The sequence below is a fragment of the Streptomyces gardneri genome, from assembly GCF_006539185.1.
Classification (GTDB): Bacteria; Actinomycetota; Actinomycetes; order Streptomycetales; family Streptomycetaceae; genus Streptomyces; species Streptomyces gardneri.
Genome location: NZ_BJMN01000029.1, coordinates 1 through 24,833 on the forward strand (window position 1 = coordinate 1; position 24,833 = coordinate 24,833).

General features: G+C 71.8%; 29 protein-coding genes. 16 read left to right on the top strand and 13 right to left on the bottom strand.

Annotation, left to right across the window (positions count from 1 at the left end; translation table 11 throughout):
* The 4 genes from SGA01_RS22100 to SGA01_RS22115 all read left to right on the top strand — a co-directional run.
* Positions 1-855, top strand: an 855-nt coding sequence (locus tag SGA01_RS22100) for an energy-coupling factor ABC transporter ATP-binding protein (protein ID WP_255325236.1), incomplete at its 5' end; no start/stop codon positions are given.
* Positions 852-1,745, top strand: coding sequence for an ECF transporter S component (locus SGA01_RS22105; RefSeq protein ID WP_141298166.1), 894 nt, complete (start codon positions 852-854; stop codon positions 1,743-1,745). The genes SGA01_RS22100 and SGA01_RS22105, both read left to right, overlap by 4 nt.
* 285 nt (positions 1,746-2,030) lie before the next feature.
* The gene (locus tag SGA01_RS22110) at positions 2,031-2,432 is read left to right on the top strand and encodes an aggregation-promoting factor C-terminal-like domain-containing protein (RefSeq protein ID WP_055643797.1); all 402 of its coding nucleotides are present in this window, start codon (positions 2,031-2,033) and stop codon (positions 2,430-2,432) included.
* A gap of 174 nt (positions 2,433-2,606) precedes the next feature.
* Positions 2,607-3,731 carry an NAD(P)H-dependent flavin oxidoreductase gene (locus SGA01_RS22115; RefSeq protein ID WP_141298167.1) on the top strand — a complete coding sequence of 375 codons (1,125 nt, stop codon included), beginning with the start codon at positions 2,607-2,609 and terminating at the stop codon, positions 3,729-3,731.
* 95 nt (positions 3,732-3,826) lie between these two features.
* Here the strand turns inward: SGA01_RS22115 and SGA01_RS22120 are convergent, their stop codons facing one another.
* Entirely contained in the window at positions 3,827-4,996 is a 1,170-nt protein-coding gene (locus tag SGA01_RS22120; RefSeq protein ID WP_141298168.1) for a steroid 3-ketoacyl-CoA thiolase, read from the bottom strand.
* A gap of 229 nt (positions 4,997-5,225) precedes the next feature.
* Between SGA01_RS22120 and SGA01_RS22125 the strand changes: the two genes are divergently transcribed.
* The 3 genes from SGA01_RS22125 (at position 5,226) to SGA01_RS22135 (ending at position 8,377) form a co-directional block, all read left to right on the top strand.
* Positions 5,226-6,473 (top strand): cytochrome P450, encoded by a 1,248-nt coding sequence (locus tag SGA01_RS22125; protein ID WP_055643794.1) that lies wholly within the window; start codon positions 5,226-5,228, stop codon positions 6,471-6,473.
* Between the two features lie 105 nt (positions 6,474-6,578).
* Positions 6,579-7,700 (top strand): DUF2330 domain-containing protein, encoded by a 1,122-nt coding sequence (locus tag SGA01_RS22130; RefSeq protein ID WP_141298169.1) that lies wholly within the window; start codon positions 6,579-6,581, stop codon positions 7,698-7,700.
* The gene (locus SGA01_RS22135; RefSeq protein WP_141298170.1) at positions 7,697-8,377 is read left to right on the top strand and encodes an O-methyltransferase; all 681 of its coding nucleotides are present in this window, start codon (positions 7,697-7,699) and stop codon (positions 8,375-8,377) included. The genes SGA01_RS22130 and SGA01_RS22135 overlap by 4 nt, the downstream gene beginning before the upstream one ends.
* Here the strand turns inward: SGA01_RS22135 and SGA01_RS22140 are convergent.
* On the bottom strand, positions 8,374-9,558 hold the full coding sequence (locus SGA01_RS22140) for a serpin family protein (protein ID WP_141298171.1): 1,185 nt from the start codon (positions 9,556-9,558) through the stop codon (positions 8,374-8,376). The two genes, SGA01_RS22135 and SGA01_RS22140, sit on opposite strands and share 4 nt — an antisense overlap.
* A 137-nt stretch (positions 9,559-9,695) precedes the next feature.
* Between SGA01_RS22140 and SGA01_RS22145 the strand changes: the two genes are divergently transcribed.
* Complete coding sequence (locus SGA01_RS22145; protein WP_174867422.1) at positions 9,696-10,037, top strand: antibiotic biosynthesis monooxygenase family protein; 342 nt, start codon at positions 9,696-9,698, stop codon at positions 10,035-10,037.
* Positions 10,038-10,066: 29 nt separating this feature from the next.
* Positions 10,067-10,552: a GNAT family N-acetyltransferase gene (locus tag SGA01_RS22150; RefSeq protein WP_141298172.1), complete on the top strand. Its 486-nt coding sequence runs from the start codon at positions 10,067-10,069 to the stop codon at positions 10,550-10,552.
* 23 nt (positions 10,553-10,575) lie between these two features.
* Here the strand turns inward: SGA01_RS22150 and SGA01_RS22155 are convergent, their stop codons facing one another.
* Both SGA01_RS22155 and SGA01_RS22160 read right to left on the bottom strand, forming a co-directional pair.
* On the bottom strand, positions 10,576-11,406 hold the full coding sequence (locus tag SGA01_RS22155) for a hypothetical protein (protein WP_141298173.1): 831 nt from the start codon (positions 11,404-11,406) through the stop codon (positions 10,576-10,578).
* Positions 11,407-11,502: 96 nt separating this feature from the next.
* Positions 11,503-13,572, bottom strand: a complete 2,070-nt coding sequence (locus tag SGA01_RS22160; protein WP_141298174.1) for an MDR family MFS transporter — start codon at positions 13,570-13,572, stop codon at positions 11,503-11,505.
* 149 nt (positions 13,573-13,721) lie between these two features.
* Here SGA01_RS22160 and SGA01_RS22165 point away from each other — a divergent pair, with 149 nt between their 5' ends.
* Positions 13,722-14,987, top strand: coding sequence for a peptidoglycan-binding domain-containing protein (locus SGA01_RS22165; protein ID WP_141298175.1), 1,266 nt, complete (start codon positions 13,722-13,724; stop codon positions 14,985-14,987).
* A 143-nt stretch (positions 14,988-15,130) separates the two neighbouring features.
* A complete protein-coding gene (locus SGA01_RS22170) occupies positions 15,131-15,799 on the top strand; it encodes an HAD-IA family hydrolase (protein ID WP_141298176.1) in 669 nt (222 codons plus the stop codon).
* On the opposite strand, the gene SGA01_RS22175 is transcribed toward SGA01_RS22170, so the two are convergent.
* On the bottom strand, positions 15,777-16,556 hold the full coding sequence (locus SGA01_RS22175; protein WP_141298177.1) for an ABC transporter permease: 780 nt from the start codon (positions 16,554-16,556) through the stop codon (positions 15,777-15,779). The genes SGA01_RS22170 and SGA01_RS22175 overlap by 23 nt on opposite strands.
* A gap of 221 nt (positions 16,557-16,777) precedes the next feature.
* On the opposite strand from SGA01_RS22175, the gene SGA01_RS22180 reads away from it, so the two are divergent.
* The 3 genes from SGA01_RS22180 to SGA01_RS22190 all read left to right on the top strand — a co-directional run bounded on the left by SGA01_RS22180 (position 16,778) and on the right by SGA01_RS22190 (position 18,917).
* Positions 16,778-17,428, top strand: coding sequence for an HNH endonuclease family protein (locus SGA01_RS22180; RefSeq protein ID WP_141298178.1), 651 nt, complete (start codon positions 16,778-16,780; stop codon positions 17,426-17,428).
* Between the two features lie 188 nt (positions 17,429-17,616).
* Positions 17,617-18,132: a DoxX family protein gene (locus SGA01_RS22185; RefSeq protein WP_141298179.1), complete on the top strand. Its 516-nt coding sequence runs from the start codon at positions 17,617-17,619 to the stop codon at positions 18,130-18,132.
* A gap of 161 nt (positions 18,133-18,293) precedes the next feature.
* Entirely contained in the window at positions 18,294-18,917 is a 624-nt protein-coding gene (locus SGA01_RS22190; RefSeq protein ID WP_141298270.1) for a DedA family protein, read from the top strand.
* Here SGA01_RS22190 and SGA01_RS22195 read toward each other — a convergent pair.
* A complete protein-coding gene (locus SGA01_RS22195; protein WP_055643783.1) occupies positions 18,877-19,137 on the bottom strand; it encodes a DUF2277 domain-containing protein in 261 nt (86 codons plus the stop codon). The genes SGA01_RS22190 and SGA01_RS22195 overlap by 41 nt on opposite strands.
* 59 nt (positions 19,138-19,196) lie before the next feature.
* A complete protein-coding gene (locus tag SGA01_RS22200) occupies positions 19,197-19,421 on the bottom strand; it encodes a hypothetical protein (protein ID WP_055643782.1) in 225 nt (74 codons plus the stop codon).
* A 187-nt stretch (positions 19,422-19,608) separates the two neighbouring features.
* Between SGA01_RS22200 and SGA01_RS22205 the strand changes: the two genes are divergently transcribed.
* Complete coding sequence (locus SGA01_RS22205; protein ID WP_141298180.1) at positions 19,609-20,367, top strand: GntR family transcriptional regulator; 759 nt, start codon at positions 19,609-19,611, stop codon at positions 20,365-20,367.
* Here SGA01_RS22205 and SGA01_RS22210 read toward each other — a convergent pair.
* Positions 20,309-21,118: an MBL fold metallo-hydrolase gene (locus tag SGA01_RS22210; protein ID WP_141298181.1), complete on the bottom strand. Its 810-nt coding sequence runs from the start codon at positions 21,116-21,118 to the stop codon at positions 20,309-20,311. The genes SGA01_RS22205 and SGA01_RS22210 overlap by 59 nt on opposite strands.
* 125 nt (positions 21,119-21,243) lie before the next feature.
* Here SGA01_RS22210 and SGA01_RS22215 point away from each other — a divergent pair, with 125 nt between their 5' ends.
* Positions 21,244-21,693, top strand: coding sequence for a lamin tail domain-containing protein (locus SGA01_RS22215; RefSeq protein WP_141298182.1), 450 nt, complete (start codon positions 21,244-21,246; stop codon positions 21,691-21,693).
* A gap of 57 nt (positions 21,694-21,750) precedes the next feature.
* On the opposite strand, the gene SGA01_RS22220 is transcribed toward SGA01_RS22215, so the two are convergent.
* From SGA01_RS22220 to SGA01_RS22240, 5 genes are all read right to left on the bottom strand, one after another.
* Positions 21,751-22,284: a DUF4231 domain-containing protein gene (locus SGA01_RS22220; protein ID WP_229917560.1), complete on the bottom strand. Its 534-nt coding sequence runs from the start codon at positions 22,282-22,284 to the stop codon at positions 21,751-21,753.
* Positions 22,285-22,341: 57 nt separating this feature from the next.
* The gene (locus tag SGA01_RS22225; protein WP_141298183.1) at positions 22,342-22,641 is read right to left on the bottom strand and encodes a hypothetical protein; all 300 of its coding nucleotides are present in this window, start codon (positions 22,639-22,641) and stop codon (positions 22,342-22,344) included.
* 14 nt (positions 22,642-22,655) lie between these two features.
* Positions 22,656-23,075 carry a DUF6578 domain-containing protein gene (locus tag SGA01_RS22230; RefSeq protein ID WP_141298184.1) on the bottom strand — a complete coding sequence of 140 codons (420 nt, stop codon included), beginning with the start codon at positions 23,073-23,075 and terminating at the stop codon, positions 22,656-22,658.
* A gap of 257 nt (positions 23,076-23,332) precedes the next feature.
* Complete coding sequence (locus SGA01_RS22235) at positions 23,333-23,527, bottom strand: hypothetical protein (protein ID WP_141298185.1); 195 nt, start codon at positions 23,525-23,527, stop codon at positions 23,333-23,335.
* Positions 23,528-23,647: 120 nt separating this feature from the next.
* Positions 23,648-24,763 (bottom strand): hypothetical protein, encoded by a 1,116-nt coding sequence (locus SGA01_RS22240; protein ID WP_141298186.1) that lies wholly within the window; start codon positions 24,761-24,763, stop codon positions 23,648-23,650.
* Positions 24,764-24,833: the final 70 nt, after the last annotated feature.

Genomic DNA, 24,833 nt, shown 5'->3' on the forward strand with positions numbered 1-24,833 from the left:
GGTTTCGGGAAGGGGCGGGGTGGGGGAATCCTCCCGTTCCTACGGCGCCGCACCCACCCCACCACCGACACCACCGACACCCCCCACACCCCCCACACCCCCGACACCCCCCTCGTCCTCGCCGAGGGACTCGGCGTGCGACGCGGCCGCGTCGAGGCCCTCCGCCGCATCGACCTCCAGGTCGCCGCAGGCGAGACCCTCGCCCTCATGGGGCGCAACGGCGCGGGCAAGTCCACCCTCCTCTCCACCCTCGTCGGCATGATCGCGCCCACCACCGGCACCGTCCGCGTCGCCGGCCGCACCCCCCACACCACCACCCCCCGCGAGCTGATCTGCCAGGTCGGCCTCGTCCCGCAGGAGCCCAGGGACCTGCTGTACGCGGACACCGTCGCCGCCGAGTGCGCGGCAGCCGACGCGGACGCGGGCGCGCCGCCCGGGACCTGCCGGGACCTGGTCTCCGAGCTGCTGCCGGGGGTCGCGGACGACACGCACCCCCGGGACCTCTCCGAGGGGCAGCGGCTCGCGCTCGCGCTGGCCGTGGTCCTGACCGGCCGCCCTCCCCTCCTCCTTCTCGACGAGCCGACGCGCGGTCTGGACTACGCGGCCAAGGCCCGGCTCGTCACGCACCTGCGCGCGCTCGCGGCGGACGGTCACGCGATCGTGCTGGCCACGCACGACGTGGAGCTTGCGGCGGAGCTGGCGCACCGGGTGGTGATCATCGCGGACGGCGAGGTGGTCGCGGACGGCCCGACCGCCGAGGTCGTCGTCTCCTCCCCCGCCTTCTCCCCGCAGGTCGCCAAGATCCTCGCGCCGCAGCACTGGCTCACGGTCGAACAGGTGGAGGCGGCGCTGTGAAGCACACCGGCACCCGCCCCGTCCGGCTCGGCCCGCGCTCGGTCGCCGCGCTCGTCCTGGTGTCCTTCATCGGGATCGTCGGCATCTGCTGGCCGCTCTTCGCGGACGCGTCCTCGGCCGTCACCACGCACTCGGCAGACGCTCCGTGGCTCTTCGCCGCTCTGCTGCCGCTGCTGATCGCGGTCGTGATCGCCACGATCTCCGACTGCGGGATGAACGCCAAGGCGATCGCGATGCTGGGGGTGCTCGCCGCCGTGGGGGCCGCGCTCCGCCCGCTCGGGGCGGGTACGGCGGGCCTGGAGCCGATGTTCTTCCTGATGGTGCTGAGCGGCCGGGTCCTCGGGCCGGGCTTCGGTTTCGTCCTCGGCTCGGTGACGATGTTCGCGTCGGCCCTGCTCACGGGCGGGGTAGGCCCCTGGATGCCGACGCAGATGCTCGCGATGGGCTGGTTCACGATGGGGGCCGGGCTGCTGCCGGCACCTGAGAGGCTCCGGGGCCGGGGTGAGCGGCTGATGCTCGCCGCGTACGGCTTCGTGGCGGCGTTCGCGTACGGCACGATCACCAACCTGTACGGCTGGGTGACCATCGGGGGCCAGGAGGCCGCCGCGGGCGACGGAAGCGGCGGTATCTACTTCGTACCCGGCGCTCCGCCCCACGAGAACCTCGTCCGCTTCCTCGCCTACGTCGTCGCCACCTCCCTCGGCTGGGACCTCGGCCGCGCCGCCCTGACCGTCGTCCTCACCCTCACCATCGGATCCACGCTTCTGAAGGCCCTGCGCCGTGCCACTCGCCGGGCGAACTTCGAGGCCCAGGTCACATTCGAAGGCCCGAAAAAGGGCGCTCCGGGTGAGGCGGCCCACAGGACCTACGTCACGTACGAGCCGAAATAGTAGTCGGGCAGACCCACCCAAACCGCCCCACATCCCGCTATGACCTGCGGAAACATCCCAACCCCACCCCCCGGGCCTTTCCGCCCGGGTCCGAACCTTCCTCGTACAGGGGGTCGTTGCGTCGATGCCCGGGCCCTGGTTTTGTAGTGGACGTCGCCAGGCAGCCGGTGCTCACCACAGCGCCTCGGACGGCCGGTTCCCCCAGTTTCCGGGTCTCCCGGGCTCTGGTTCCGGCTTGCCGAAATCGCCCGGCGCGGCCCTTGTTCCCGAAGTTAGGTAGAAACGTTGATCAGCTCGCTCACCACTCGTGTCGCCGCCCGCAAGAAGACCTTCGCCGCCACCGCAGCCGTGCTGCTGGGTGCGTCGGGTGCGGTGCTCGGCACGACGGGCTCGGCTTCGGCCGCCAGCCCGCAGGAGCTCGCTCGTGACATCGTCCCCGCCTCGCAGTACGCGGCCTTCAGCAAGATCGTCTCGCACGAGTCCGGCTGGAACCCCTCCGCCACCAACTCCTCCAGCGGCGCCTACGGCCTGGTCCAGGCCCTGCCGGCCTCGAAGATGTCCTCGGCCGGTTCCGACTGGAAGACCAACCCGGCCACGCAGATCAAGTGGGGCCTGAACTACATGAACGAGCGCTACGGCTCCCCGAACGCCGCCTGGGCGTTCTGGCAGGCCAACGGCTGGTACTAAGAGTCCCGCCGCCGCACAGCGCACCCGCAAGGCCCCGCCCTCCGCTCGGAGGGGCGGGGCCTGCGGCGTTTTCCGGGGTGGAGATCCCGCAGACGTGGAAATTTAGTAGACCGGTCGTCTAGTGTCCTTGGTGTCGGCGGACCCGGATCCCGCCGCGACGCCGGAGGCTGCCCCATGTCCGCAGTACCCACCCCGCCCGCCGCCGAACGGCACCCCCTCGGCCCCGGCCGCTTCGGCGAGCTCGTCGGGACCGCGCTCCCCGTCGTCCAGGGACCCTTCGGCGGCGGCCTGTCCTCCGTGGCGCTCGCGGCCGCCGTCTCCGAGGGCGGCGGCCTCGGCTCGTACGGGGCCCACATCCACACCCCCGAGGAGATCACCGCGCTCGTGGCCCGGCTCCGCGCCGCCACCGGCCGGCCGTTCGCCGTGAACCTCTGGGTCCCGCAGGAGGGTGAGGCCGAGGCCCTCGCCGCCGCGGATCGGATGACGGCGGAGCACGTCGAGCGCCTGCGGCCGTACTACGAGGAGCTGGGCGTCCGGCCGCCGAGCGCCGGGGACGTACGGGCGTGGCCGGACTTCGACGAGCAGCTGGACGCGCTGCTCGCGGCGGCCCCGCCCGTGATCAGCCTGGTCATGGGCCTGCCGCCGCGCCGTCTCGCCGCCGAGGCCCGGCGGCGCGGGATCGTCGTGGTCGGCACGGCGACGACCGTCGACGAGGCCGTGGCCCTGGAGCGGGCGGGGGTGGACGCGGTCGTCGCCTCCGGCAGCGACGCGGGCGGTCACCGGGGCGCCTTCCTCCGTCCGGTACGGGAGTCCCTGGTCGGCACCTTCTCCCTCGTCCCACAGGTGGCGGACGCGGTCACCGTTCCCGTGGTCGCGGCGGGCGGGATCGCCGACGGGCGCGGGATCGCCGCCGCGCTCGCCCTCGGCGCGGACGCCGTCCAGATCGGCACGGGCTTCCTCGCCACCCGGGAATCGGGGGCGAGCGAGGCCCACCGGCGGACCCTCGGCACCGCGGAGTCCCGGACGACCGTGCTCACCCGGCTCTTCTCCGGGCGCACGGCCCGGGGCATCCCGAACCGTTTCGTCCTGGACATGGCGGCCCACGAGGACCATGTGCCGCCGTACCCCGTGCAGAACGCCCTGATGCAGCCGATCCGCCGGGCCGCCGCCGAGCAGGACCGCCCCGAGTACGTGAACCTGTGGGCCGGGCAGGCGGCGGCCCTGGCCCAGGAGTCCCCGTCGGCGGAGACGTACCTCGCCGACCTGGTCACGGACGCACGGAAGCGGCTCCCGGCCTGACGGGGAAGCCGCTCCCGGCGTGACGCGGGCTCCCGGCCTGACGAGGAAGCCGCTTCCGGACGGCGGCCCGGCCCCGAGGGCGGGCCGCGTTCGCCCTACAGCCGCTGGATGATGGTGCCGGTCGCCAGCGCGCCGCCCGCGCACATGGTGATGAGCGCGAACTCCTTGTCGGTGCGCTCCAGTTCGTGCAGGGCGGTGGTGATGAGCCGCGCGCCCGTGGCTCCCACCGGGTGGCCGAGGGCGATCGCGCCGCCGTTGACGTTGACCTTCTCCAGGTCCTGGTCGAAGACCTGCGCCCAGCTCAACACCACGGACGCGAAGGCTTCGTTGATCTCGACGAGGTCGATGTCCTTGAGCGACATGCCGGCCTTGCCGAGCACCGCGCGGGTCGCGTCGACCGGTCCGTCGAGGTGGTAGTGCGGGTCGGCGCCGACCAGGGCCTGGGCGACGATGCGGGCACGCGGGCGGAGCTTGAGGGCGCGGGCCATGCGCTTCGAGGCCCACATGATCGCGGAGGCTCCGTCGGAGATCTGGGAGGAGTTCCCGGCGGTGTGGACGGCGGTCGGCATGACGGGCTTGAGCCGGCCCAGGCCTTCCATGCTGGTGTCGCGCAGCCCCTCGTCGCGGTCGACGAGCCGCCACATGCCCTGCCCCGCCGCCTGTTCGGCCTCCGTGGTGGGGACCTGGACGGCGAAGGTCTCACGCTTGTACCGCTCCTCGGCCCAGGCGATCGCGGCCCGTTCCTGGGAGAGGAGGCCGAGGGAGTCGACGCGCTCGCGGGTGAGGCCGCGACGGCGGGCGATGCGCTCGGCGGCCTCGAACTGGTTGGGCAGGTCGACGTTCCACTCGTCCGGGAACGGCTTGCCGGGGCCGTGCTTGGAACCGGAACCGAGCGGGACGCGGGACATGGCCTCGACGCCACAGCTGATCCCGATGTCGATGACGCCGGCCGCGACCATGTTGGCGACCATGTGGCTGGCCTGCTGCGAGGAACCGCACTGACAGTCGACGGTGGTGGCGGCCGTCTCGTAGGGGAGGCCCATGGTGAGCCAGGCGGTGCGCGCCGGGTTCATGGACTGCTCGCCGGCGTGGGTGACCGTACCGCCGACGATCTGCTCGACGCAGTCGGCGTGGATGCCGGTGCGGCCGAGGAGTTCACGGTAGGTCTCGCCCAGGAGGTAGGCGGGGTGGAGGTTGGCGAGCGCGCCTCCGCGCTTGCCGATGGGGGTGCGTACGGCTTCGACGATGACGGGTTCCGCGGCCATGAGCTCGTCCTCTCCTCGACCGGTCGGGGTGTCCCGGCACCTCGCCCGGTCGGCGTCACGGGGAACTAGTACGCGTTCTAGTTCTGAGTGCAGTCTTATGACTGCTACCCCGGGTACGCAAGGGTCCGGGCCGCAACAGTTCTCGCCCCGCCTCTTGCTACTTGGCGAAGTCGTTACTAACTTTCCCGGCAGTTTCTGATGGGCCATCAGATAATGGAGCGTGTTGCCGATGCCCTGCCCCCATCTCCCCGAAGGGTTCGACGCCACCGACCCCGACCTGCTCCGTGCACGCATACCCTTCCCGGAGTTCGCCCAGCTGCGGCAGACCGCACCCGTGTGGTGGTGCCCCCAGCCGGCCGGCATCACGGGCTTCGAGGACGAGGGGTACTGGGCGGTCACCCGTCACGCGGACGTCAAGTACGTCTCGACGCACCCCGAGCTCTTCTCCTCGAACGCGAACACCGCCGTGATCCGCTTCAACGAGCACATCACGCGGGACCAGATCGAGGTCCAGAAGATGATCATGCTCAACATGGACCCGCCCGAGCACACCCGGGTCCGCCAGATCGTCCAGCGCGGCTTCACCCCCCGGGCGATCCGGAACCTGGAGGCCGCCCTGCGCGACCGCGCCCGCGCCATCGCCGAGGAGGCCCGGCAGAGCGCCGGCCCCGACGGCACCTTCGACTTCGTCACCCAGGTCGCCGTCGAACTGCCCCTCCAGGCCATCGCCGAGCTCATCGGCGTCCCCCAGGAGGACCGGTCCCGGATCTTCGACTGGTCGAACAAGATGATCGCGTACGACGATCCCGAGTACGCCATCACCGAGGAGATCGGCGCCGAGGCCGCCATGGAACTCATCGGCTACTCGATGAACATGGCAGCGGCCCGCAAGGAGTGCCCGGCCGCCGACATCGTCAGCCAGCTCGTCGCCGCCGAAGGCCAGGGCAACCTCTCCTCCGACGAGTTCGGCTTCTTCGTGCTGCTGCTCGCCGTCGCCGGCAACGAGACCACGCGCAACGCCATCAGCCACGGCATGCACGCCTTCCTCACCCACCCCGACCAGTGGGAACTCTTCAAGCGGGAGCGGCCGGCGACCACCGCCGAGGAGATCGTGCGCTGGGCGACCCCGGTGGTCTCCTTCCAGCGGACCGCGACCCAGGACACCGAGATCGGCGGACAGAAGATCCGCGCGGGCGACCGCGTCGGCATCTTCTACTCCTCCGCCAACAACGACCCCGAGGTCTTCACCGAGCCCGAGCGCTTCGACATCACCCGCGACCCCAACCCGCACCTGGGCTTCGGCGGCGGCGGACCGCACTTCTGCCTCGGCAAGGCGCTCGCGATCAAGGAGATCGACCTGATCTTCAACGCGGTCGCGGACGTCATGCCCGACCTCACGCTCGCGGGCGAACCCCGCCGGCTGCGGGCGGCCTGGCTGAACGGGGTGAAAGAACTCAGGGTCCGCACGTCGGCCTGACCGGGCGCGGCCGGTCCCAAGAGCGGTGCGCGGCCGGGCACGGCCGGTGTCCCCGGAGCGGTGAGCGGCCGGAACCGGAACGGCACCGGCCGCGTCCGACCCCACATGCGGGGGACACAGAGAAGCAATCCGGCCACCAGAATCCTGACCACGCTCATCGCGCTGCTCGCGCTCCAGCTCGGTTCGCTCGTCGCACCGGCGTACGCCTGCGGCTGCGGCGCGATGATCCCGGACAGCTCCGAGCGCATCGGCGTCGACCGGGAGGAGTCGGCCGTCCGCTGGGACGGCCGCACCGAGACCGTCGTCATGCGCTTCAACGTCCACGGGAACGCCCGGCGGGCCGCCTGGATCATGCCGGTGCCGAGCCGGGCCGAGGTCGACCTCGGCGACCCGGCCCTCTTCGACGCGCTCGAATCGCTCACCGCGCCCGAGGAACGCGACCGGTACTACTTCTGGCCCCGTGAGGGCGACTGGCCGTTCGACACCTCGTACGGCGACGGGGCCGGCGCCGCCGCGCCCGGCGCGGCCCCCGGCGTAGGCGTCGTCGGCCGCGAGCGGCTCGGCCCCTTCGACGTGGCCCGGCTGACCGCCACCGACCCCGACGCGCTCGGCGACTGGCTGCACGCCAACGGCTTCGAGCTGCCCGAGCGGCTCCCCGGCGCGCTCCAGCCGTACGTCGACCGGAAGTGGGAGTACGTCGCCGTCCGCCTCGCCCCGCAGGAGAAGGGCGCCTCCCTCTCCGGCAAGCTGTCCCCGCTGCGGATCACTTTCGCCTCCCCCGAGCTCGTCTACCCCATGCGACTGTCCCGCCTCGCGAGGACACCGCAGACCCTCGGCCTGTACGTCCTCGCCGACCACCGGATGGAGCCCCGCTCCCCCATCGGCGGCGACCGCCCCGAGGTGACCTTCGCGGGCCGGATCGCCGGCGACGAGAACGCCGCCCTCGCCCGGCTCACCGGCGGCGCCCCCGTCCATCTGACGGCCCTGGAACAGAAGTTCCCCCACCCGGACCGCATCGACGACGACCACCACCTCCGCACGGTCGCCGACACCCCGTACCGCGAAGTCGTCTACACCGACCGCCTGCTGACGATCGGCGACGACATCCCGGCATGGCTCGTGACGGTCGGCGGCGGCGCACTGCTCGCGACGGCGGCGACTCTCCTCGCCGTACGGGCGTCGAGGCGCCGCTCGCACCCCACCCCGGGTGTACGTTCGACTGCATGACGAACCCTCAGGCGAACCCTGCGTGGAGCGAAGTCGACCACTACATCACCGAACTGCTCGCCCCGGCCGACGAGGCGCTGACCGGCGCGCTCGCCGCGTCCACGGCGGCCGGCCTGCCCGAGATCGCGGTCGCCCCGAACCAGGGCAAGCTGCTGCACCTGCTCGCCGCGGCGCAGGGCGCACGGAACATCCTGGAGATCGGCACCCTCGGCGGGTACAGCACGATCTGGCTGGCCCGCGCCCTGCCCGCCGACGGCCGGCTGATCACCCTGGAGTACGACCCCGCCCACGCGGACGTCGCCCGCGCCAACATCGCCCGCGCCGGCCTCGACAAGCTCGTCGAGGTCCGCACGGGCGCGGCCCTGGACAGCCTGCCGCGCCTGGAGGAGGAGGGCGCGGGCCCCTTCGACCTCGTCTTCGTCGACGCCGACAAGGTCAACAACCCGCGGTACGTGGAATGGGCGCTGAAGCTCTCCCGCCCGGGCACGCTGATCATCGTCGACAACGTCGTACGCGGCGGGAAGGTCGCCACCGCGCATCCGGACGACCCCGCGATCACGGGCACCCGCGAGATGTTCGAACTGGTGGCCCGCGAACCCCGCCTGGACGCGACCGCGTTCCAGACGGTCGGCACGAAGGGTCACGACGGCCTCCTGCTGGCCCGCGTCGTCGGCTAACGCTCGGGCGCGCTCCGCCGCCAGCCCACGAACAACGGCACCTCGCCCGAGGCGTCGAGGACGACGACGCCGAAGGGGCGGTCGAAGGCGATCCGCTCCACCACCGTGGGGCGGGGCGCGGCTGCGCTTCGGGTCATCGTCACCTGGGTGACGGCCGCCGCCTCGACGCCCTCCTCGGCGATCTCGACCACCGCCTCCTGCACGACCTTGTCGATGCACAGGTCGGCGGCGGAGATCCCGGAGAAGTCGGCCTCGGCCCCCAGTGCGAGGCGGACGCCGAGGGCGCCGAGCTGCCGGTGGACCAGCGTCTTGGTCCGGAGCGTGAAGCGCGGCAGCGCGAGATCGACCGAGTCGGCCACGAGCGGCACCCGCTCACCGGCCCCGGCCCAGGCGGCGGGCAGCACGGCACCGGGCCCGTCGCCCTCCGCCCCCAGCACGAACCGCACCCGAGCGCTCCGGCTCCCGCCACCGTCGTCACCGTTCCCGGCCCCGGCACAGGGCAGCTCGACGACGACCGTCCCGCCGCCCACGCGCCACACCCACCCGGCGGGAATCCGCTGCCGCATGGTCGGTACCGGCCGGGTGTCGCCGTTCCCGTCGGTGAAAGGCTCGTCGCTGGTGAGGTGCCCGGGGAAGGCGGTGAGCCAGGAGGCCTTCAGGGCGAGGGCGTTGACCAGGACGAGGTCCTCGGACCCTTCGAGGGCGAGCGGCAGCCGCGGGATCCGCCCGCCGGTGGCGGCCCGGACCCACGCGTCGATCTCCTCCTGCGCGTCAGGAATGTCGCCGAAGGACATGTCGTCCGTCGCCCCGAAGACCGCGTCGGGGAGGCCGGAGTACCCGGCACCCGGCAGCGTCCCGAACCCGACCCCGGGCAGCCCCCGCCGGAAGGAGTCGAGCACCGGCACCGCGCTCCACACCCCGGTCGCCACCGCGACCCCGTCCGTCCCGCCGAGCCACCGCCGGGCCTCGGTCACGGCACGGGCCGCGGCCTCCCCCTCGACCCCGAGCAGTCCCGCCAGTTCCTCCGCGGTCCGTCCCCGCGCCCCGGAGGCGACGGCCCCGAGGGCCGTCCACAACCCGACCGGCGACACGACGAAGTCCCCGTCCCCGAGCCGCGGCAGCCACCGCGCCGCCAGCTCCCGTACCGCGCCCGCATCTGCCGCCGACTCGAACCCGGCCATGTCCCGCCCCCTGTTCGCCCCGCCCGTCCCGCATGTGTCGGGACCATCATGACCGCGCCGGGGAGCGGACCTCACTCCGTCCCGACAGGTCGGTGTAGGAGACTGCAGACACATACGTACGTATTGAGAGGTGTCGAGTGCCCAGCGTGGTGAAGATCAACGTCCTGACCGTTCCGGCCGAGCAGCGCGAGGTCCTGGAGCAGCGCTTCGCCTCCCGCGCCGGGGCCGTGGAGGGCTCCGACGGCTTCGAGTGGTTCGAGCTGCTGCGTCCGCTGGAGGGCACCGACCAGTACCTCGTCTACACCCGCTGGCGCAGCGAGGAGGACTTCCAGAACTGGATGAACGGCTCCATGAAGGCCGCGCACGGGGGCGGCGGCAGCGGTGCGGGCGGCGAGGGCGGCGAGCGGCCGAAGCCGGCCGCCACCGGGTCCACCCTCTGGTCGTTCGAGGTCGTCCAGCAGGCGTCCCCGAAGAACTGAGCTGCGCCCCGGGTCGTGCGCGCCGCACAATGGCGCGCATGACCTGGAACTTCTCCCCCGAGCGCGTCGACACCCCGGACGCCGCCGCCCTGCGCCGCGACTACTACGACGACGTCGCCAGCCGGTACTGGAAGCGGCCCGCGACCGCCGAGGAGATCGACCACGGGCTCACGAACGACGGGGTCGAGCTGCTCACCCCGCCGACCGGGCAGTTCCTCGTCGCACGGTACGAGGGCAAGGCGGCCGGCTGCGGCGGGGTCCTGCTGCTCGACGGCGAGCGCGCCGAGCTGACCCGGGTCTTCCTGCGCCACGCCTTCCGCGGCCTGGGCGGGGCCGGGGCCCTGCTCGACGAGCTGGAGGACGCGGCGCGCGGCCTCGGCGCCCGCCGGATGGTCCTCAACACCCGCCTGGACCTGGTCGAGGCACGCGCCCTGTACACCCGGCACGGGTACGTCGACATCCCGGCGTACTGCTCGGGCCCGTACATGGACGTCTGGTACGGCAAGGAGCTCTGACCGAGGAGTCGCCTGCCGAGGGCTCAGCGGCTCCAGACGACGACGTCGAAGATGCCGGTCGTGTCGGAGGCCAGACCGCTCAGTTCCTTGACGGTGAGCCGGGCGAGCCGCCCGTCGTTCGTGCTCACGCAGAGGGCCAGGCCCGTCTTCAGCTTCACCTCCGTCGAGGTGCCCAGGGTGTCGACGACACCGGCGCAGTCCGCGTACGCGGGCACCTTCGACGCGTCCTTCCACACCAGCGACTTGACCCCGTTCCCGAGCTGCATCCTCGGGGACGTGCCGAACGTGTAGATGGAGACGTCGTTCTCCGCGTTGATCTCGGAGTGGACGGGGGGCGTGGAGTCCAGGTCCTTGTTCTCCGCGTACGTGAGTGCCAGGGCGCCCTGCCACTCGACGGTGCCGGCCGGCTTCCCGGAGGGGGTCACGGGAGCCGGGGGCTCCGAGGACTCCGCGGCCTCCGAGACCTCCGAGGACTGGGTGACCTCCGGGCTCTCCGACGAGTCCGAGGGAGCCTTGTCGCCGCCCTGGACCTCTTCGCCGGGACTGGTGGTCTCGGTCGCCGGGCCCTGCGCGGCGGGCGGTGCGGGGTTCGTGTTGTCGTTCTTGCTGCTGCTCACCAGGTAGGTGCCGACGACCCCGATGACCGCCGCCACCAGCGTGGCTCCCGCGCCGATCCAGGCCCCTCGGTGCGAGCTCGCGCGGGCCGGAGGGGTCGGTATCTGCGTACCGTACGCGCCGTTCGCCACGTACCCGCCGGGTCCGCCGTGCCCGTCGTAGCCGCCCTGGCCACCCTGCCCGCCGTAACCGTTCCCGCCGTACGGACCGTTCGCGTGACGTGGATCTTCGCTGTTCATCCTGCCCATCCCCCTGTGATGCGATCTTGGAGGGGACAGCCTACTGAGCGACTCTGAGCCGCCGTCATAGAGGGTTTCCAGCCGTCGAGTTACGACCTAAGCGCGGTGGTTGCCGGGCGGTTCGGGCGAGCGCGGACGCTCCCCGTCGGAGCCGTTCAGTTCGGAGGTCAGCTCCTCCACCAGCTTCACGAGGTCGGTGGGCCGGTCGGGTCCCCACCAGTCGCCGAGGAGTTCGGCGAGCGACTCCTCCCGCGCCGTGGACAGCTTCGCCGCGGCCTGTAGGCCCTCCTCGGTGAGCAGCAGCTGGACCCCCTCCCGGGTGGCGAACCGGCAATCCTCGACCTGCCGGGACGCCTCCGTGATCACCCACAGCGGTACGGGGGTGGTCTCGGCCAGCAGGGAGGGTTCGACGGTGCCGTGGCGGCGGATCCGCAGGAGCAGCCAGCTCGCGGCGGGCAGCAGGTCGAGCCCGGCGCGGGCGGTGATCTTCTCGTAGATCGCCTTGCGGCCCTCTCGGGAGCCGAGGACGGAGAGCGCGCGGGCGCACTCGTCGCGCGAGGAGCGCTCGACGGGGTTCGAGGCGAGGGTCTGGCTCGTGTCGGACGCCGTGACCGCGCCGCGCAGCTTGTCCTCCTTGAGGAAGCAGGCGACGACGAAGGCGACGAGGACGACGGGTACCGCGTACAGGAAGACCTCGGTGATGGACGTGGCGTACGTGTGAAGGACGGAGGGGCGGAGTTCGGGCGGGAGCTCGGCGATGGCGCGCGGGTCGGCGGCGACCTGCTCGGGGCCCGCGCCTGGCGGGAGCTCCTCCCCGGCGCTCGCCGCGCTCGCGAAGACGTCCTCGAGTGTGTGGGTGAGCCGGTTGGTGAAGACGGTGCCGAAGACGGCGACGCCGAACGAGGCGCCGATGGAGCGGAAGAAGGTGGCTCCGGAGGTGGCGACGCCGATGTCCTGGTAGGAGACGGCGTTCTGGACGACCAGGACGAGGACCTGCATCACGAGGCCGAGGCCGGCGCCGAAGACGAGGAAGTAGACGCTCATCTCCCAGGTGGACGTGGTCACCGTCAGTCCGTTGAGGAGGAGCAGCCCGAGCGCCGTGAGACCGGTGCCCGCCACGGGGAAGATCTTCCAGCGGCCGGTGCGGGAGACGATCTGGCCGGAGGCGGTCGAGGTGATGAAGATGCCGAGGACCATCGGCAGCATGTGGACGCCGGACATGGTCGGGGTGACGCCCTGCACGACCTGGAGGAAGGTCGGGAGGTAGGTCATCGCACCGAACATCGCGAAGCCGACGACGAAGCTGATGACCGAGACCAGGGTGAAGGTCCGGATCCGGAACAGCTTCAGGGGCAGGACGGGTTCGGCGGCCCGCTGCTCGACGTACACGAACCAGACGAGGAGTACGGCTCCGAGGACGGCGAGGCCGATGATCTGCGCCGAGCCCCAGGCCCAGGTGCTGCCGCCGAGGGAGGCCACCAGGACGAGGCAGGTGGCGACCGAGGCGATGAGGAAGGTGCCGAGGTAGTCGATGGTGTGCCGGGTGGAGGGCACCGGGATGTGGAGCACGGCGGCGATGACGAAGAGGGCGACGATGCCGATCGGCAGGTTGATGTAGAAGACCCAGCGCCAGGAGAGGTGCTCGGTGAAGAGGCCGCCGAGCAGCGGTCCGAGGACGCTGGTGGTACCGAAGACGGCGCCGAAGAGGCCCTGGTACCTGCCGCGTTCGCGCGGGGAGACGAGGTCGCCGACGATCGCCATCGACAGGACGATGAGGCCGCCGCCGCCGACGCCCTGGACGGCGCGGAAGGCGATGAGCTGCGGCATGTTCTGGGCGATGCCGCAGAGGGTGGAGCCGATGAGGAAAAGGACGATGGCGGCCTGGAAGAGCTTCTTGCGGCCGTACTGGTCGCCGAGCTTGCCCCAGAGCGGGGTGGCCGCGGTGGACGCCAGCAGGTAGGCGGTGACCACCCAGGAGAGGTGCTCCATGCCGCCGAGTTCGCTGACGATGGTCGGCAGGGCGGTGGAGACGATGGTCTGGTCGAGGGCGGCGAGCAGCATGCCGAGCAGGAGCGCACCGATCGCGACGAGCACCGTGCGGGGCTTCTGCCCCTCCCCCGGCACGGGATCGCCGCCGAGCTGGGAAGGGCTCGTTTCCTGGGCCATGGGCGCGTCTCCTCGGGCCTTTCCTCGGACAACTCCTCCATCCTGATCCGAATGTCCCGATATGGCCTGCCGGCGCGAGGTGCCGTTCACCCCTCGAACAGGGGCGGGCTGCATAATCGCTCGCAGTTGTCTCGGGGAGGGGACCCATCATGACCGGACACGTCTGTCCTGAATGCGGTGTACACAGACCTGGCTGCGCCTGCGCCCAGGCGGAGATAGCGGCGGCCGAGGACTTCGATCCGCTGCGGATCAGGCCGTACGTGACGCTGGACGCGGCGGAGCCCGAGGGGACCGCGGGGGCCGGGGGGCCTGCGGAGCTCTCAGGGTCCGGGGGGCCTGCGGGATCCGCGGGGCTCTCGGGATCCGCGGGACCCGCGAGCGTCTCGGGGAACTACGCGGCGGAGGATCCGCCGACGACCCAGCTGGCGGCGATCCGCCCGGACGGCCCCACGACCCCGTACCCGGCCGCGACCCCGTACCCGGCCGCGTCGACTCATCCGACAGAGGCGCTGCCGGGCCCGCACTCCGGCACGTACACCGATCCGCACTCCGACCCGCACTCCGGCACGTACGCCGATCCGCACTCCGACACGTACGCCGGCACGCATGCCGATCCGTACGCCGATCCGCACGCCGCGGACGGCCACGCGGACCGCGCGGGCGACCCCTCCGAGACGATGCCCCTGCTGCTGCACGGCATCGGCCGCGTCGCCGACCCGGCGGACGACCGCACGTCGGCGCGCGGGCGCAGGCGCGGCATGGTCGTCGCCGCGGTGGCCGCCGTCGCGGTCGTCGGCACCGCCGCCCTCGCGGCGGCCGTTCTCGGCGGCGGGGACGAGGGCGACGACCGGGCGACCGGCCTGGAGATCACCACCAGCGCGTCCCTGAACGTCGCCGTGTCCGAGGCCCCGTCCCCCTCGGCCTCCTCCGAGACCCCGGAGCCGAGCTCGTCGTCCCCGTCCGTACGCGCGACGACCACGTCCGCCTCCCCGTCCGCCACATCCACCCCCTCCGCCTCCCCGACCACCCCGTCCCCCAGCGCCACGACCGGCGCGGCGGCCCCGCCGGCCGCCACCACCGCCGCCCCGACGACCGCGGCGCCGACGACGAGCGCCCCGACGACGGCCCCGCCCGCGTCTCAGCCGCCCGAGGAGCCGGCGCAGCCGGAGGAGCCGGGAGAGACCGAGGAGTCCGCGACGACGCTGAGCTACGGCTCCAGCGGTCCCGATGTGGAGGAGCTCCAGCAGCGCCTGACGCTCGCGGGGGCGTACCACGGCCCCATCGACGGGGAGTACGGACAGGGGGTCTGGCGCGCGGTGAAGAACTACCAGTCCTGGATGTTCATCGAGGACGACCCGAAGGGCGTCTACGGCCCTTCCACGCGTGAGGCGCTGGAGCGGAGCACCTGGCTCTGACGGGACGGGCGCCGCTGCGGGCGGGACCGGCTGGCCAAGACGGCCTCCGGTTTTGTATCGTACAAAAACAAAGTGGCCCCGCCCGTACTCCCTGACCGGCGGGCGGGACCGCTTCGTTCTCCGCACCCCTCCCTGGAGACCCGATGGCTGCCACCACCCCGGCACAGCTCACCGCCCGCGCCCTCCTCCTCGACATGGACGGCACCCTCGTCAACTCCGACGCCGTCGTCGAGCGCTGCTGGCGCCGCTGGGCCGAGCGCCAGGGCCTCGACGCGGACGCCGTCCTCAAGGTGGTCCACGGCCGCCAGGGGTACGCGACGATGGCCGTCCTCCTCCCGGACCGCCCGATGGAGGAGAACCACGCCGACAACCGGCTGATGCTCGCCGAGGAGACCGCCGACCTCGACGGCGTCGTGCCCGTCCCCGGCGCCCCCGCCTTCATGGCCGCGATCGCCGCGCTGCCGTTCGCCCTGGTGACCTCGGCCGACGAGGCCCTCGCCCAGGCGCGGATGGGTGCGGCCGACCTGCCGATGCCCGCGACCCGGGTCACCGCCGAGTCCGTCGGCGCGAGCAAGCCGGACCCCGAGGGCTTCCTCAAGGGTGCGGCGGAGCTGGGCTTCGCCCCGGCGGACTGCGTCGTCTTCGAGGACTCCGAGGCCGGCATCCAGGCGGGCCGCGCGGCCGGCATGCGGATCGTGGGCGTGGGCCCGCGCGCGGCGGCCTTCGCCCCCGACATCCACGTCGAGGACCTCACCCGCCTGCGGGTCGAGGCCGCACCCGACGGCACGATCACCCTGACCGCCCTGGCATAGGCTCCGCCTCCCCGGCCGCCGCCCGGGCGATCCGGCCGCGCGCGACCAGCTCCAGGGTGGTCGCGGCGGCCACCGCCTGCACCGCGAGCAGCGCGATGAGCACGAAGAGCTGGACGGCGCCCGCGTGCAGCGGTGACGCGCCGCCGAGCAGCATGCCCACGAAGGCCCCCGGCAGCGTGACGAGACCCACCGTGCGCGTCTGGTCCATGCCGGGGAGCAGCGCGTCCGCCGCCGCCTTCCGCGCCACCTCGAGCCGCGCCTCGCGCTCGACGAGCCCGATCGCAAGACCCGCCTCCACCTCGCCCCGCCGCGTCTCCAGCTCGTCGAGCGCGCGCCGCCCCGCGAGGACGGTGGCCGTGAGCGCGCCGCCGACGAGGATGCCGGTCACGGGGACGAGCGTGATCCCCTTCACCGGCACGAGGCCGGTGACGACGAGCGCGAGGACCACCGGCGCCACGGCGGCGGCGATCGGCACGCCCGCCCACCACCAGCCGCGCCCCGGCGCGGGCACGACCCGCCGCCCCGCCGTCCGTACCGCCACGGCGTACATCAGGAGCAGGAAGCCGAGCAGCAGCGGCACGGAGCGGACGACCCACCCGATCACGAGCGAGACGACGACCAGCTGGACGGCGGCGCGCGCGCCGGCGAGCAGGGTGTCGCGGGCCCGGCCGAGGTGCGCGAGGGCGACGACGCCTGCGGCGAGGGCGAGCAGGACGGCGAGTACCGCCCCAAAGGTGACGTTCACGTCCAGAAGCACACGGCCACAGTAGGGCCCTGCCGCAACGCGACGGGGCCGCGCGGAATCTGTTGCTCCATCAGGCCCCCTCCACCCCTTGATGTGACGTGCCCATGTCGCCACCCTGTTACCTGGCGCACCCCGCAAGGAAACCTCGCGCCGCCACGATGACCGGGCCAGCGCCCGGCACCCCCACAGGGGACGGCACCCCGCCAAGGTCCCCCCATCTCAAGGGAGTTCACATGCCCGTCGGCATGATCTACGCGCGTCGACTCGCTGTACTGGCCGCCTCCGCCGCCCTCACCGTCACCGGCCTCCTCGCCACGGCACCGGCCGCGCAGGCCGCGATGCCGACCCCTGTCAGCGCAGCCACCGCCCGTACCTACCTCGCCGCCCTCACGGTCAAGGCGGAAGGTTCCTCCTCCGGCTACAGCCGGGATCTCTTCCCGCACTGGATCACCCAGTCCGGGGCGTGCAACACCCGCGAGACGGTCCTCAAGCGCGACGGCGTGAACGTCGTCACCGACTCCGCCTGCGCCTCCGTCAGCGGCAGCTGGTACTCCGAGTACGACGGCGCCACCTGGACCGCCGCCTCCGACCTCGACATCGACCACGTCGTCGCCCTGTCCGAGGCCTGGCGCTCGGGCGCGAACGCCTGGACCACCGCGCAGCGCCAGGCCTTCGCGAACGACCTGACCCGGCCGCAGCTGATAGCCGTCACCGACAACGTCAACCAGGCCAAGGGCGACCTGGACCCGGCGGAGTGGATGCCCTCGCGCACGGCCTACCGCTGTACGTACGCCCGGGCCTGGGTGCACGTGAAGTACCACTGGAACCTCAGCATCGACTCCGCCGAGAAGAGCGCCCTGCAGTCCGTGCTCAACGGCTGCTGACCACTCACCTCCTGAACCACCGTCACCACAGCGGCCCCGGGGAGTGAGCCTCGCCACACACTCCCCGGTGGCCGAATGTTGAACTTGCAAGTACTGGTGAGGGGTGCCTAACCTTGCGGCCTCGTCGGTTTCCGTCCCCCACGCCCTGTCCTCCCCACGGACCGGGTCAGGCCGAAGGAGTCACCCCCATGAACGACAGCTCGACCAACATCAGCTCGACCAACAACAGCTCGAACAACCTCATAGGCCGCCTGAACCAGGCCCAGCCCTACGCGCTCGGCCTCTTCCGGATCGTCGTCGGCCTGCTCTTCGCCTGCCACGGCGCGGCCTCGCTCTTCGGCGTCCTCGGCGGCGCGATGGGCGGCGGCACCGTCCCGGCCGGGACCTGGCCGGGCTGGTACGCGGCCGTCATCCAGCTCGTCGGCGGCGTCCTGGTCCTGGCGGGCCTCGGCACCCGGAGCGCCGCGTTCCTCGCCTCGGGCTCGATGGCGTACGCGTACTTCAAGGTCCACCAGCCGGAGGCCCTCTTCCCGCTGCAGAACGGCGGCGAGACCGCGGCCCTGTTCTGCTGGTCCCTCGCCCTGCTCGTCTTCACCGGCCCGGGCGCACTGGCCCTCGACGGCCTCTTCGGGGCCCGGGGCGGCGCGGGCGCCGCGAAGACCGGCCAGGAGCACGAGAAGCAGGGCGCGCCGATCGCGGCCTGAGCCCCGTATCGAAGGAACGGGCCGGAAACCGGAGGACGGTTTCCGGCCTTTCCCGTACGGAACACGGGCCGCGCGCGAACCCCCACCGCGCCCGTCCCCTTCCCCCGGCACCCGCCCGGCAGGGCCCACCCCACCCCCGCGTAGGCTCTGGCCCTGTGAATCTGCTCGACAGCCTCGGCTCGCTGCGGTCGTTGACCGCCGGCCCGTGGATCTACCCGGTGGTGGCGGCGTCGATCCTGCTCGACGTCTTCCTGCCCGTGCTGCCGAGCGGCTTCCTGGTGATCACCGCCGCCACGGCCGCGGCGACGGCCACCGCGGCCTCACCCGACGTGCCCTCGGTCCTCCCGCTGCTCCTCTGCGCGGCCACCGCTTCCGTCCTCGGCGACTTCCTGGCGTACCGCCTGGCCCGACGGGGCGGCGCCAGGCTGGACCGGGCGATCGCCCGCTCCCGGCGCCTCTCCCTGGCGCAGGAACGTCTCGGCACCGCGCTGGCCCGGGGCGGCGGGCTGCTCGTGGTGCTCGCACGCTTCGCCCCGGCGGGCCGCTCCGTGGTCTCCCTGGGCGCGGGCGCGGCCAAGCGGAGGATCAAGGACTTCCTGCCGTGGTCGGCGCTCGCGGGCGTGACCTGGGCCTCCTACAGCGTGGGCCTCGGCTGGCTGGGCGGGCAGTGGCTGGGCGCGACCTGGTTCAGCGCGGGGGTGTCGACCCTCGCGCTCTTCCTGGCGGGCGGCCTGGCCGCGTACCTCATACGGCGTCCGGCTGGGGATCCCGCACCGGTCTCGTGACGGCGGGGTGCGCCCCGCGCACCTCCAGGCCGGCGAGGAGTCTCGCGGTCGCGTCCGCGATCTCGTCCACGGCGCGGTCGAAGACCTCGCGGTTGTGGGCGGCGGGCGCGCGGAAGCCGGAGACCTTGCGGACGTACTGCAGGGCGGCGGCGCGGAAGTCCTCCTCGGTCGCCTCCTCGGGCAGCGCGGGCGGTCGGAGCGTCTTGATGCTGCGGCACATGCTTCCAGTGTGGCGCGCCCCACTGACAATCGCCGCGACCCCCGGCGGCCGCCACACCCTCACGCCCCGAGACCACGCCGACTGCGCGCGTTGATCTCGGCGGCGCGGGCCCGCAGCTCGCGCAGGGGCGTGGCGAGCTGTACGTCGGCGGGCTCGGCGTCCCACTCGACGCCACCGTGGACGGCCCGGATCCGCAAGCGTCCGGAGGCGCTCTCCACATAGAAACCGACCCGCCCGGTGGCGGTGTCACGGACGAGGTCACCGACCTCCGGCAGTGGCTGCACGCATCCCCTCCGTACCGAATCCTGAAACTGGGGACCACCAGAGAAGCGGGGTCACCCCGCCCTGTCAACGTATCTCTAGAGATGTCCCCCGATGGATGGATCGACCCGGCGGGACGGCGCACACGTGTGCACTCCGGCCCGGGGGTGCGCCGTAGGGTGTCCCGCAGATGAAGGGAGTGGTCCACCCGTGACTGACCAGGACAGCGCTCGTCGGCCCAAGTACCAGCGCATCGCCGACGAGTTGAGAACCGCGATCCAGTCAGGCGCCTTCGCGCCGGGTGACCGGCTCCCCGGCGAGAACGACCTCATGTCGACCTACGAAGTGGCCCGGATGACGGCGCGCCAGGCCCTCTCCGTCCTGCGCAACGAAGGCCTCGCCGAGGCCCGCAAGGGCGCCGGGGTCTTCGTCCGCGTCTTCCGCCCGCTGCGCCGCCGGGGCATCCCGCGCCTCGCCGGGGACCGCTGGGGCAGCGGCCGCTCGGTCTGGTCGGCGGACGTGGAGGACCGGGACCTGGTCGTCGACCAGATCGAGGTGGCGGAGACGGCGGCCGGGGCCCGGGTCGCCGGGGCGCTGAACCTCGCGCCGGGCGCGCCCGTCTGCGTCCGCAGCCGCCGCTTCGTCCTGGACGCCAAGCCGGTGCTGCTCTCGGTCTCGTACCTCTCCGCGGAGCTGGTGCGCGGGACGCCGATCACGGAGCGGGACACGGGTCCGGGAGGCACCTACGCCCGGCTGACCGAGCTGGGGCACCGGCCGGTGCGCTTCCGCGAGGAGATCCGCTGCCGGATGCCGACGGCGGACGAGTCGGACCGGCTCGCCCTGGAGTTCGGTACTCCGGTGGTCCTGATCGGGCGGACGGCGTTCACCGGGCACGGGGTCGCGGTGGAGCTCAACGAGATGACGCTGGACTCGTCGTCGTACGTCCTGGAGTACGACTTCGACGCGTGACCTCGAACCGCGCGCCGGGGTCGGCGTGGGCGACCGGGCCGGGGAACTCGGCGGCGGCGAGCGCGACGGCCTCGTCGGGCTCGACGCCGGACCCCACATGGGTCACGACGAGCCGCCCGACACCGGCGGCGGCAGCGCTCCGCCCGGCCTGCGCCGCGGAATGATGCCCGGGCACCTCCCCGTCGGCCTCACAGACGAACAGATCACAGCCCCGCGCGAGTTCGACGAGGGAGGGACAGGGCTCACAGTCCCCGGAGTAGACGAACGAAAGCCCGCTCTCACTCTCGACACGCAGGGCGAAGGCATCCGGACCGCCGTGCTCGACGGCCCACGACCTCAGGGTCAGCCCGCCGACGGCGGCGACGTGCCCGTCGTACAACTCCTCGACGGCGAAGGCCTGCTCGACGGGGCTGCGCTCGGGCCCGTTGGTCAGGAAGCCGGCGAGCCGGTCGGCGATGCCGGCGGGCCCGAAGAGGGGCAGGGGCACGGACACGTCGAGTCCGGCGTACAGCAGGGCGTAGTAGGCGGTGAGCAGATCGGCGCTGTGATCGGCGTGGAGATGCGAGATCCAGACGGCGTCGACCTCGCCGAGCGCGACGTGCCGCTGGAGCTCGGCGAGGGTTCCGGTCCCGGCGTCCACCCAGACGCGGACGCCGCCGCCCTCGACGAGATGGCCGGAGCAGGGGTTGCCGGGCCGAGGGTAAGGGGTGGCGGACCCGAGGACGGTGATCCGCAAGACGTCAGAACCCATGCCCCCACCCTAGGCCTCCACCCACTGCCCTGACCGAACTTGTGCCGAAGAGGTGAAGAGCGTGCGTATCCTGTGTGCTCGCCGGGCCCCATCGGCGGGTGCCCGGCAGAAACTGAGGGACATTCATGCTTCGTGCACGCACGCTCGCGGCCGTGACCGCGGCCGCCGCTTCCGGCGTTCTGCTGCTGCCTTCGCCGGCCCAGGCCGCCGGCTCGGTCCACCTGTACAAGATCTACTACGACAGCCCGGGCTCGGACCGCGGCGCCAACACGAGCCTCAACGCCGAGTACGTGCAGATACGCAACACGACCGGCGCCGCCGTGAACCTGCGGGGCTGGACGGTACGGGACGCCGCCAACCACAAGTACACCTTCGGCAACTTCACCCTCGGCAAGGGCAAGATCGTGACGGTCCGCACGGGCCGCGGCACGAACAGCTCCACGAACGTCTACCAGAACCGTGGCTGGTACGTCTGGAACAACGACAAGGACACGGCGACGCTGCGCAAGGCGAACGGCACGTGGGTCGACAGCTGCTCGTACAACTCGACGCGAGTCGACTACAAGTGGTGCTGACGCCACACCACCCCTGACGAACCGAGGGCCCCGTCGATCCCGGGGCCCTCGGCCGCCTCAGGAAGGCTCCGCCTCCTGCCGAGCGGCGGGAACACCATGCTGCGCCACATCGGCATTGACCTGCCCGCCGAGCGTCATCACGTTCAAGGTCGCCGAGTTCTCGCCGGCGATGGCCCGCTCGACCCGGGCGACGAGCGCGGAGAAGGCCTCGCGCCTCGACAGCCCGTGGTACGGCCCCACCTTGGTCTCGAAGTAGACCCGCTCGTGCCCGAGCAGCTGCTCGGTCGACCGGTAGTTCTTCCACTGCTCCCGGTACCGGTACACGCTCTCCAGCGACACGGCGGCGACGACCACAACGCTCAGCACGGTGGCCGTGACCCGCGCGAACGCCAGGTCCACATTCACGAACACCGGCACGAGCGCCCCACCGACGACGGACACGGTCCGCATCCGCAGATGCATCGCCTTCATCCGGGTCGCCTTGACGTCGTACCACTCCTGGTACTGCGCGAGCCTGGTCTCGATGTACCGCTGCGGCGTCATCTCGCCGCCCTGCACCACGGATTCGGGCGCGTCCCCCACGTCAGCCATGCCCGGAGTACACCGGCCGGGTCAGCCCCACGTCAACTTCCCACCAACGGGGCCCGCCTACCCGCCGAGGATCTCCACGAGATCCGCAAAGAGCGACACCCCGAGCACACCCAGAGCCACCACCCCGACCACGCAGAGGGCGACGACCAGCCCGATCCCCATCAGCACCCGCGTACGCCGCACGGCCGCCCGGTACTCACTGTCGTCATCCCAGTCCCGCCCCACCAAGACACCCCCACCACACCCACAGCACCGCCACGACCGTACGACACACAGAAGCCCCCGACCATGATCGACCGGGAACTTCCCTGATGGACACGGCCGGTTGACGATGACGGCCCGCTCGATCTGGTCCATGTCCGCCACCTCCCTCACCTACCGAAGGCAGCCGCACCTTCCGTCAGATCTGTGACACGCCGAGCGGTCACCAGGTAGCCCGAAAATCTGACGTCCGCCCTGGCCTTCGCCCACCCGTCCGCCTTCTCAACGGGTACCAGTACGGTCGTGCCCGGAACGGGGTGGTTCACCTTGTCCGTGGCACCCGGGAGCACCCCGTAACGGCAGTGCACCTCGACGATCGACACCACCTCCACTGAAGTGGGTACGTACCCCTCCCCCTGGCCGTGATGCTCCTCGCGAAAGTCGATCCCCTCCGCACGTTCGCCACCGACGACGTCGGCGTACTCCTCCGGATCGACCTCCAACAGGGTCCACGAGACGACATCCCCTGGCGCGAAGCTCTCTCCGCAGCACTGCATCTGCCAGTCATCGACCCAAATCGTCAGCGTCATGCCGCCATTGTCCGCCGAACGCCCCACACCCAAGAGGACCTCGGGCGGGACGGCCGACGTTGGCACTGGTGATGTCAGGAAGAGATGTCAGCCCGGCCCGGGGCGGCTTCGAAGGTCAGCTCTTCGCTCTCCAGAGCCGCAATAGCGCGCCGACGCCACCTGACGACCAGCACTGTGGCGACCCCACATGCGAGTAGGACCAGGGACACCACCCCACACCAGGGCGGCAACCGCGCACCCGAGCGTCTCCAAGTCCTTCACGCCCCCGCTTCGTCATCCTCGTCGCCGCCCACGACCTCCAACAAACGCTGCCTCGCCTGCTCCAGGCGGCCGGCGTAGTCGGGCATGAACACCTCGGGCAGAGTCGTCTCCAAGGTCCCGGAAATCGCGTAGATCCCCGACCAGACCGCCCGGTCCGGCACGATGGCGTCCAGCTTGTCGGACTGCATCATGACTTCGGTTCAAAACCGTCCGCGCCCACCAGGCTCAGTGCTGGGAACCGCGACCTGTGGCTGTCCCTTCCCGGCAAACCAGTCAGGGACAGCTACGGGCCGGGATCTGATGGGATGGGGTCAGTTCAGGCGAGTGCCCCAGATTTGCGCCGTTCCGGTGATCGACAGGTTCGACTTGCGGTCGGTCTTCTGGCCGGATGTGGCGTCGAAGCTGGAGAGGGCGCCGTTTGTGGTGTCGAGGGTGAGGAGGTTGTTCTGGGACCAGGCGGCCTTCAAAGGCCCGTCCAGGTCGGTCCCTGTCAGGTTTGCCTGCTGGCCCAGGTCCTTGCAGCCGCCTTCGGCAAGGTCGAGGACTGCGAGGTGATTGACTGCGGTGGTGGTGTTGAGCGCTGTGGCGTACCACCGTCCGTCGGCGGAGATCACGCCTCGTCCGGCAGGGGTGCCGGCGGTGCAGTCGGGCAGAGAGGTGTTCTTGTTCGCCGTGGTGTCGTAGGCGGTGACGCAGCCGTTCTGCTCACAATCTTCCTGCCGCCAGATCACCCGTGAAGGCCCGGTGCTGACGACAGAGGCGTTCTTCGCCAGTGTGCGAGTAAGAAGGTGGGTTTTCGCGTCGAGGAGGACGACGTCGGTTCGCGCCTTCTTCGCGTTGCCCGTGCTGGGGTCATCCGCCGTGGTGAGCAGACCGATCACGCCCTGGGTGCTGTCGGCCAGAGGCCGGATCCCACAGGGAAGGGTGTAGCCTGCCGGCCCGGGCCGTCCGGAAAGATCGTGCTGCCGTACTGCGTAGCGGGCGGTCACCGATTCGGGCAGGGTCTCGCCCGCACACGCTGTAGTGGCTGGCTGTTCGGTGACGGCCCAGGCCTTGTGCTCCTGCTGAGAGGGGAACCAGGTCACGGCGGGCCCGAGGACGGTGGCACGTTCGGGGCGGGCCGGATCCAGGGAGACCAGGGTGCCGTCGTCGATGCCGACGATCTCGCCGGAGGACAGCTGGCTCTGCTCGTTGAGCGTGTAGATGTCCTCGTCCGGCTTGGCCTCTGCGGGACGCTTCGCCGCGATCTTCACGGGGGAGTTGATCTCGTCGAGGACGCCGATGCTTCCTCCGAGGTTCAGGACGATGCCTCGCGGGGGCGCGGCCTGGGGTTCGTCGCTGTTGCATCCGGTCAGCACCAGGGCGCCGAGGACAGCACTGGTAAGCCATGGCAGTGCGGCACGGAGGCAGGGGGTGGCTGCGGTCATGGGGGCTCCTTGGCGCGGTGTGACGGATCGTGGCGGACACGTGCGAGGGCCGATCCTGTGAGATCGGCCC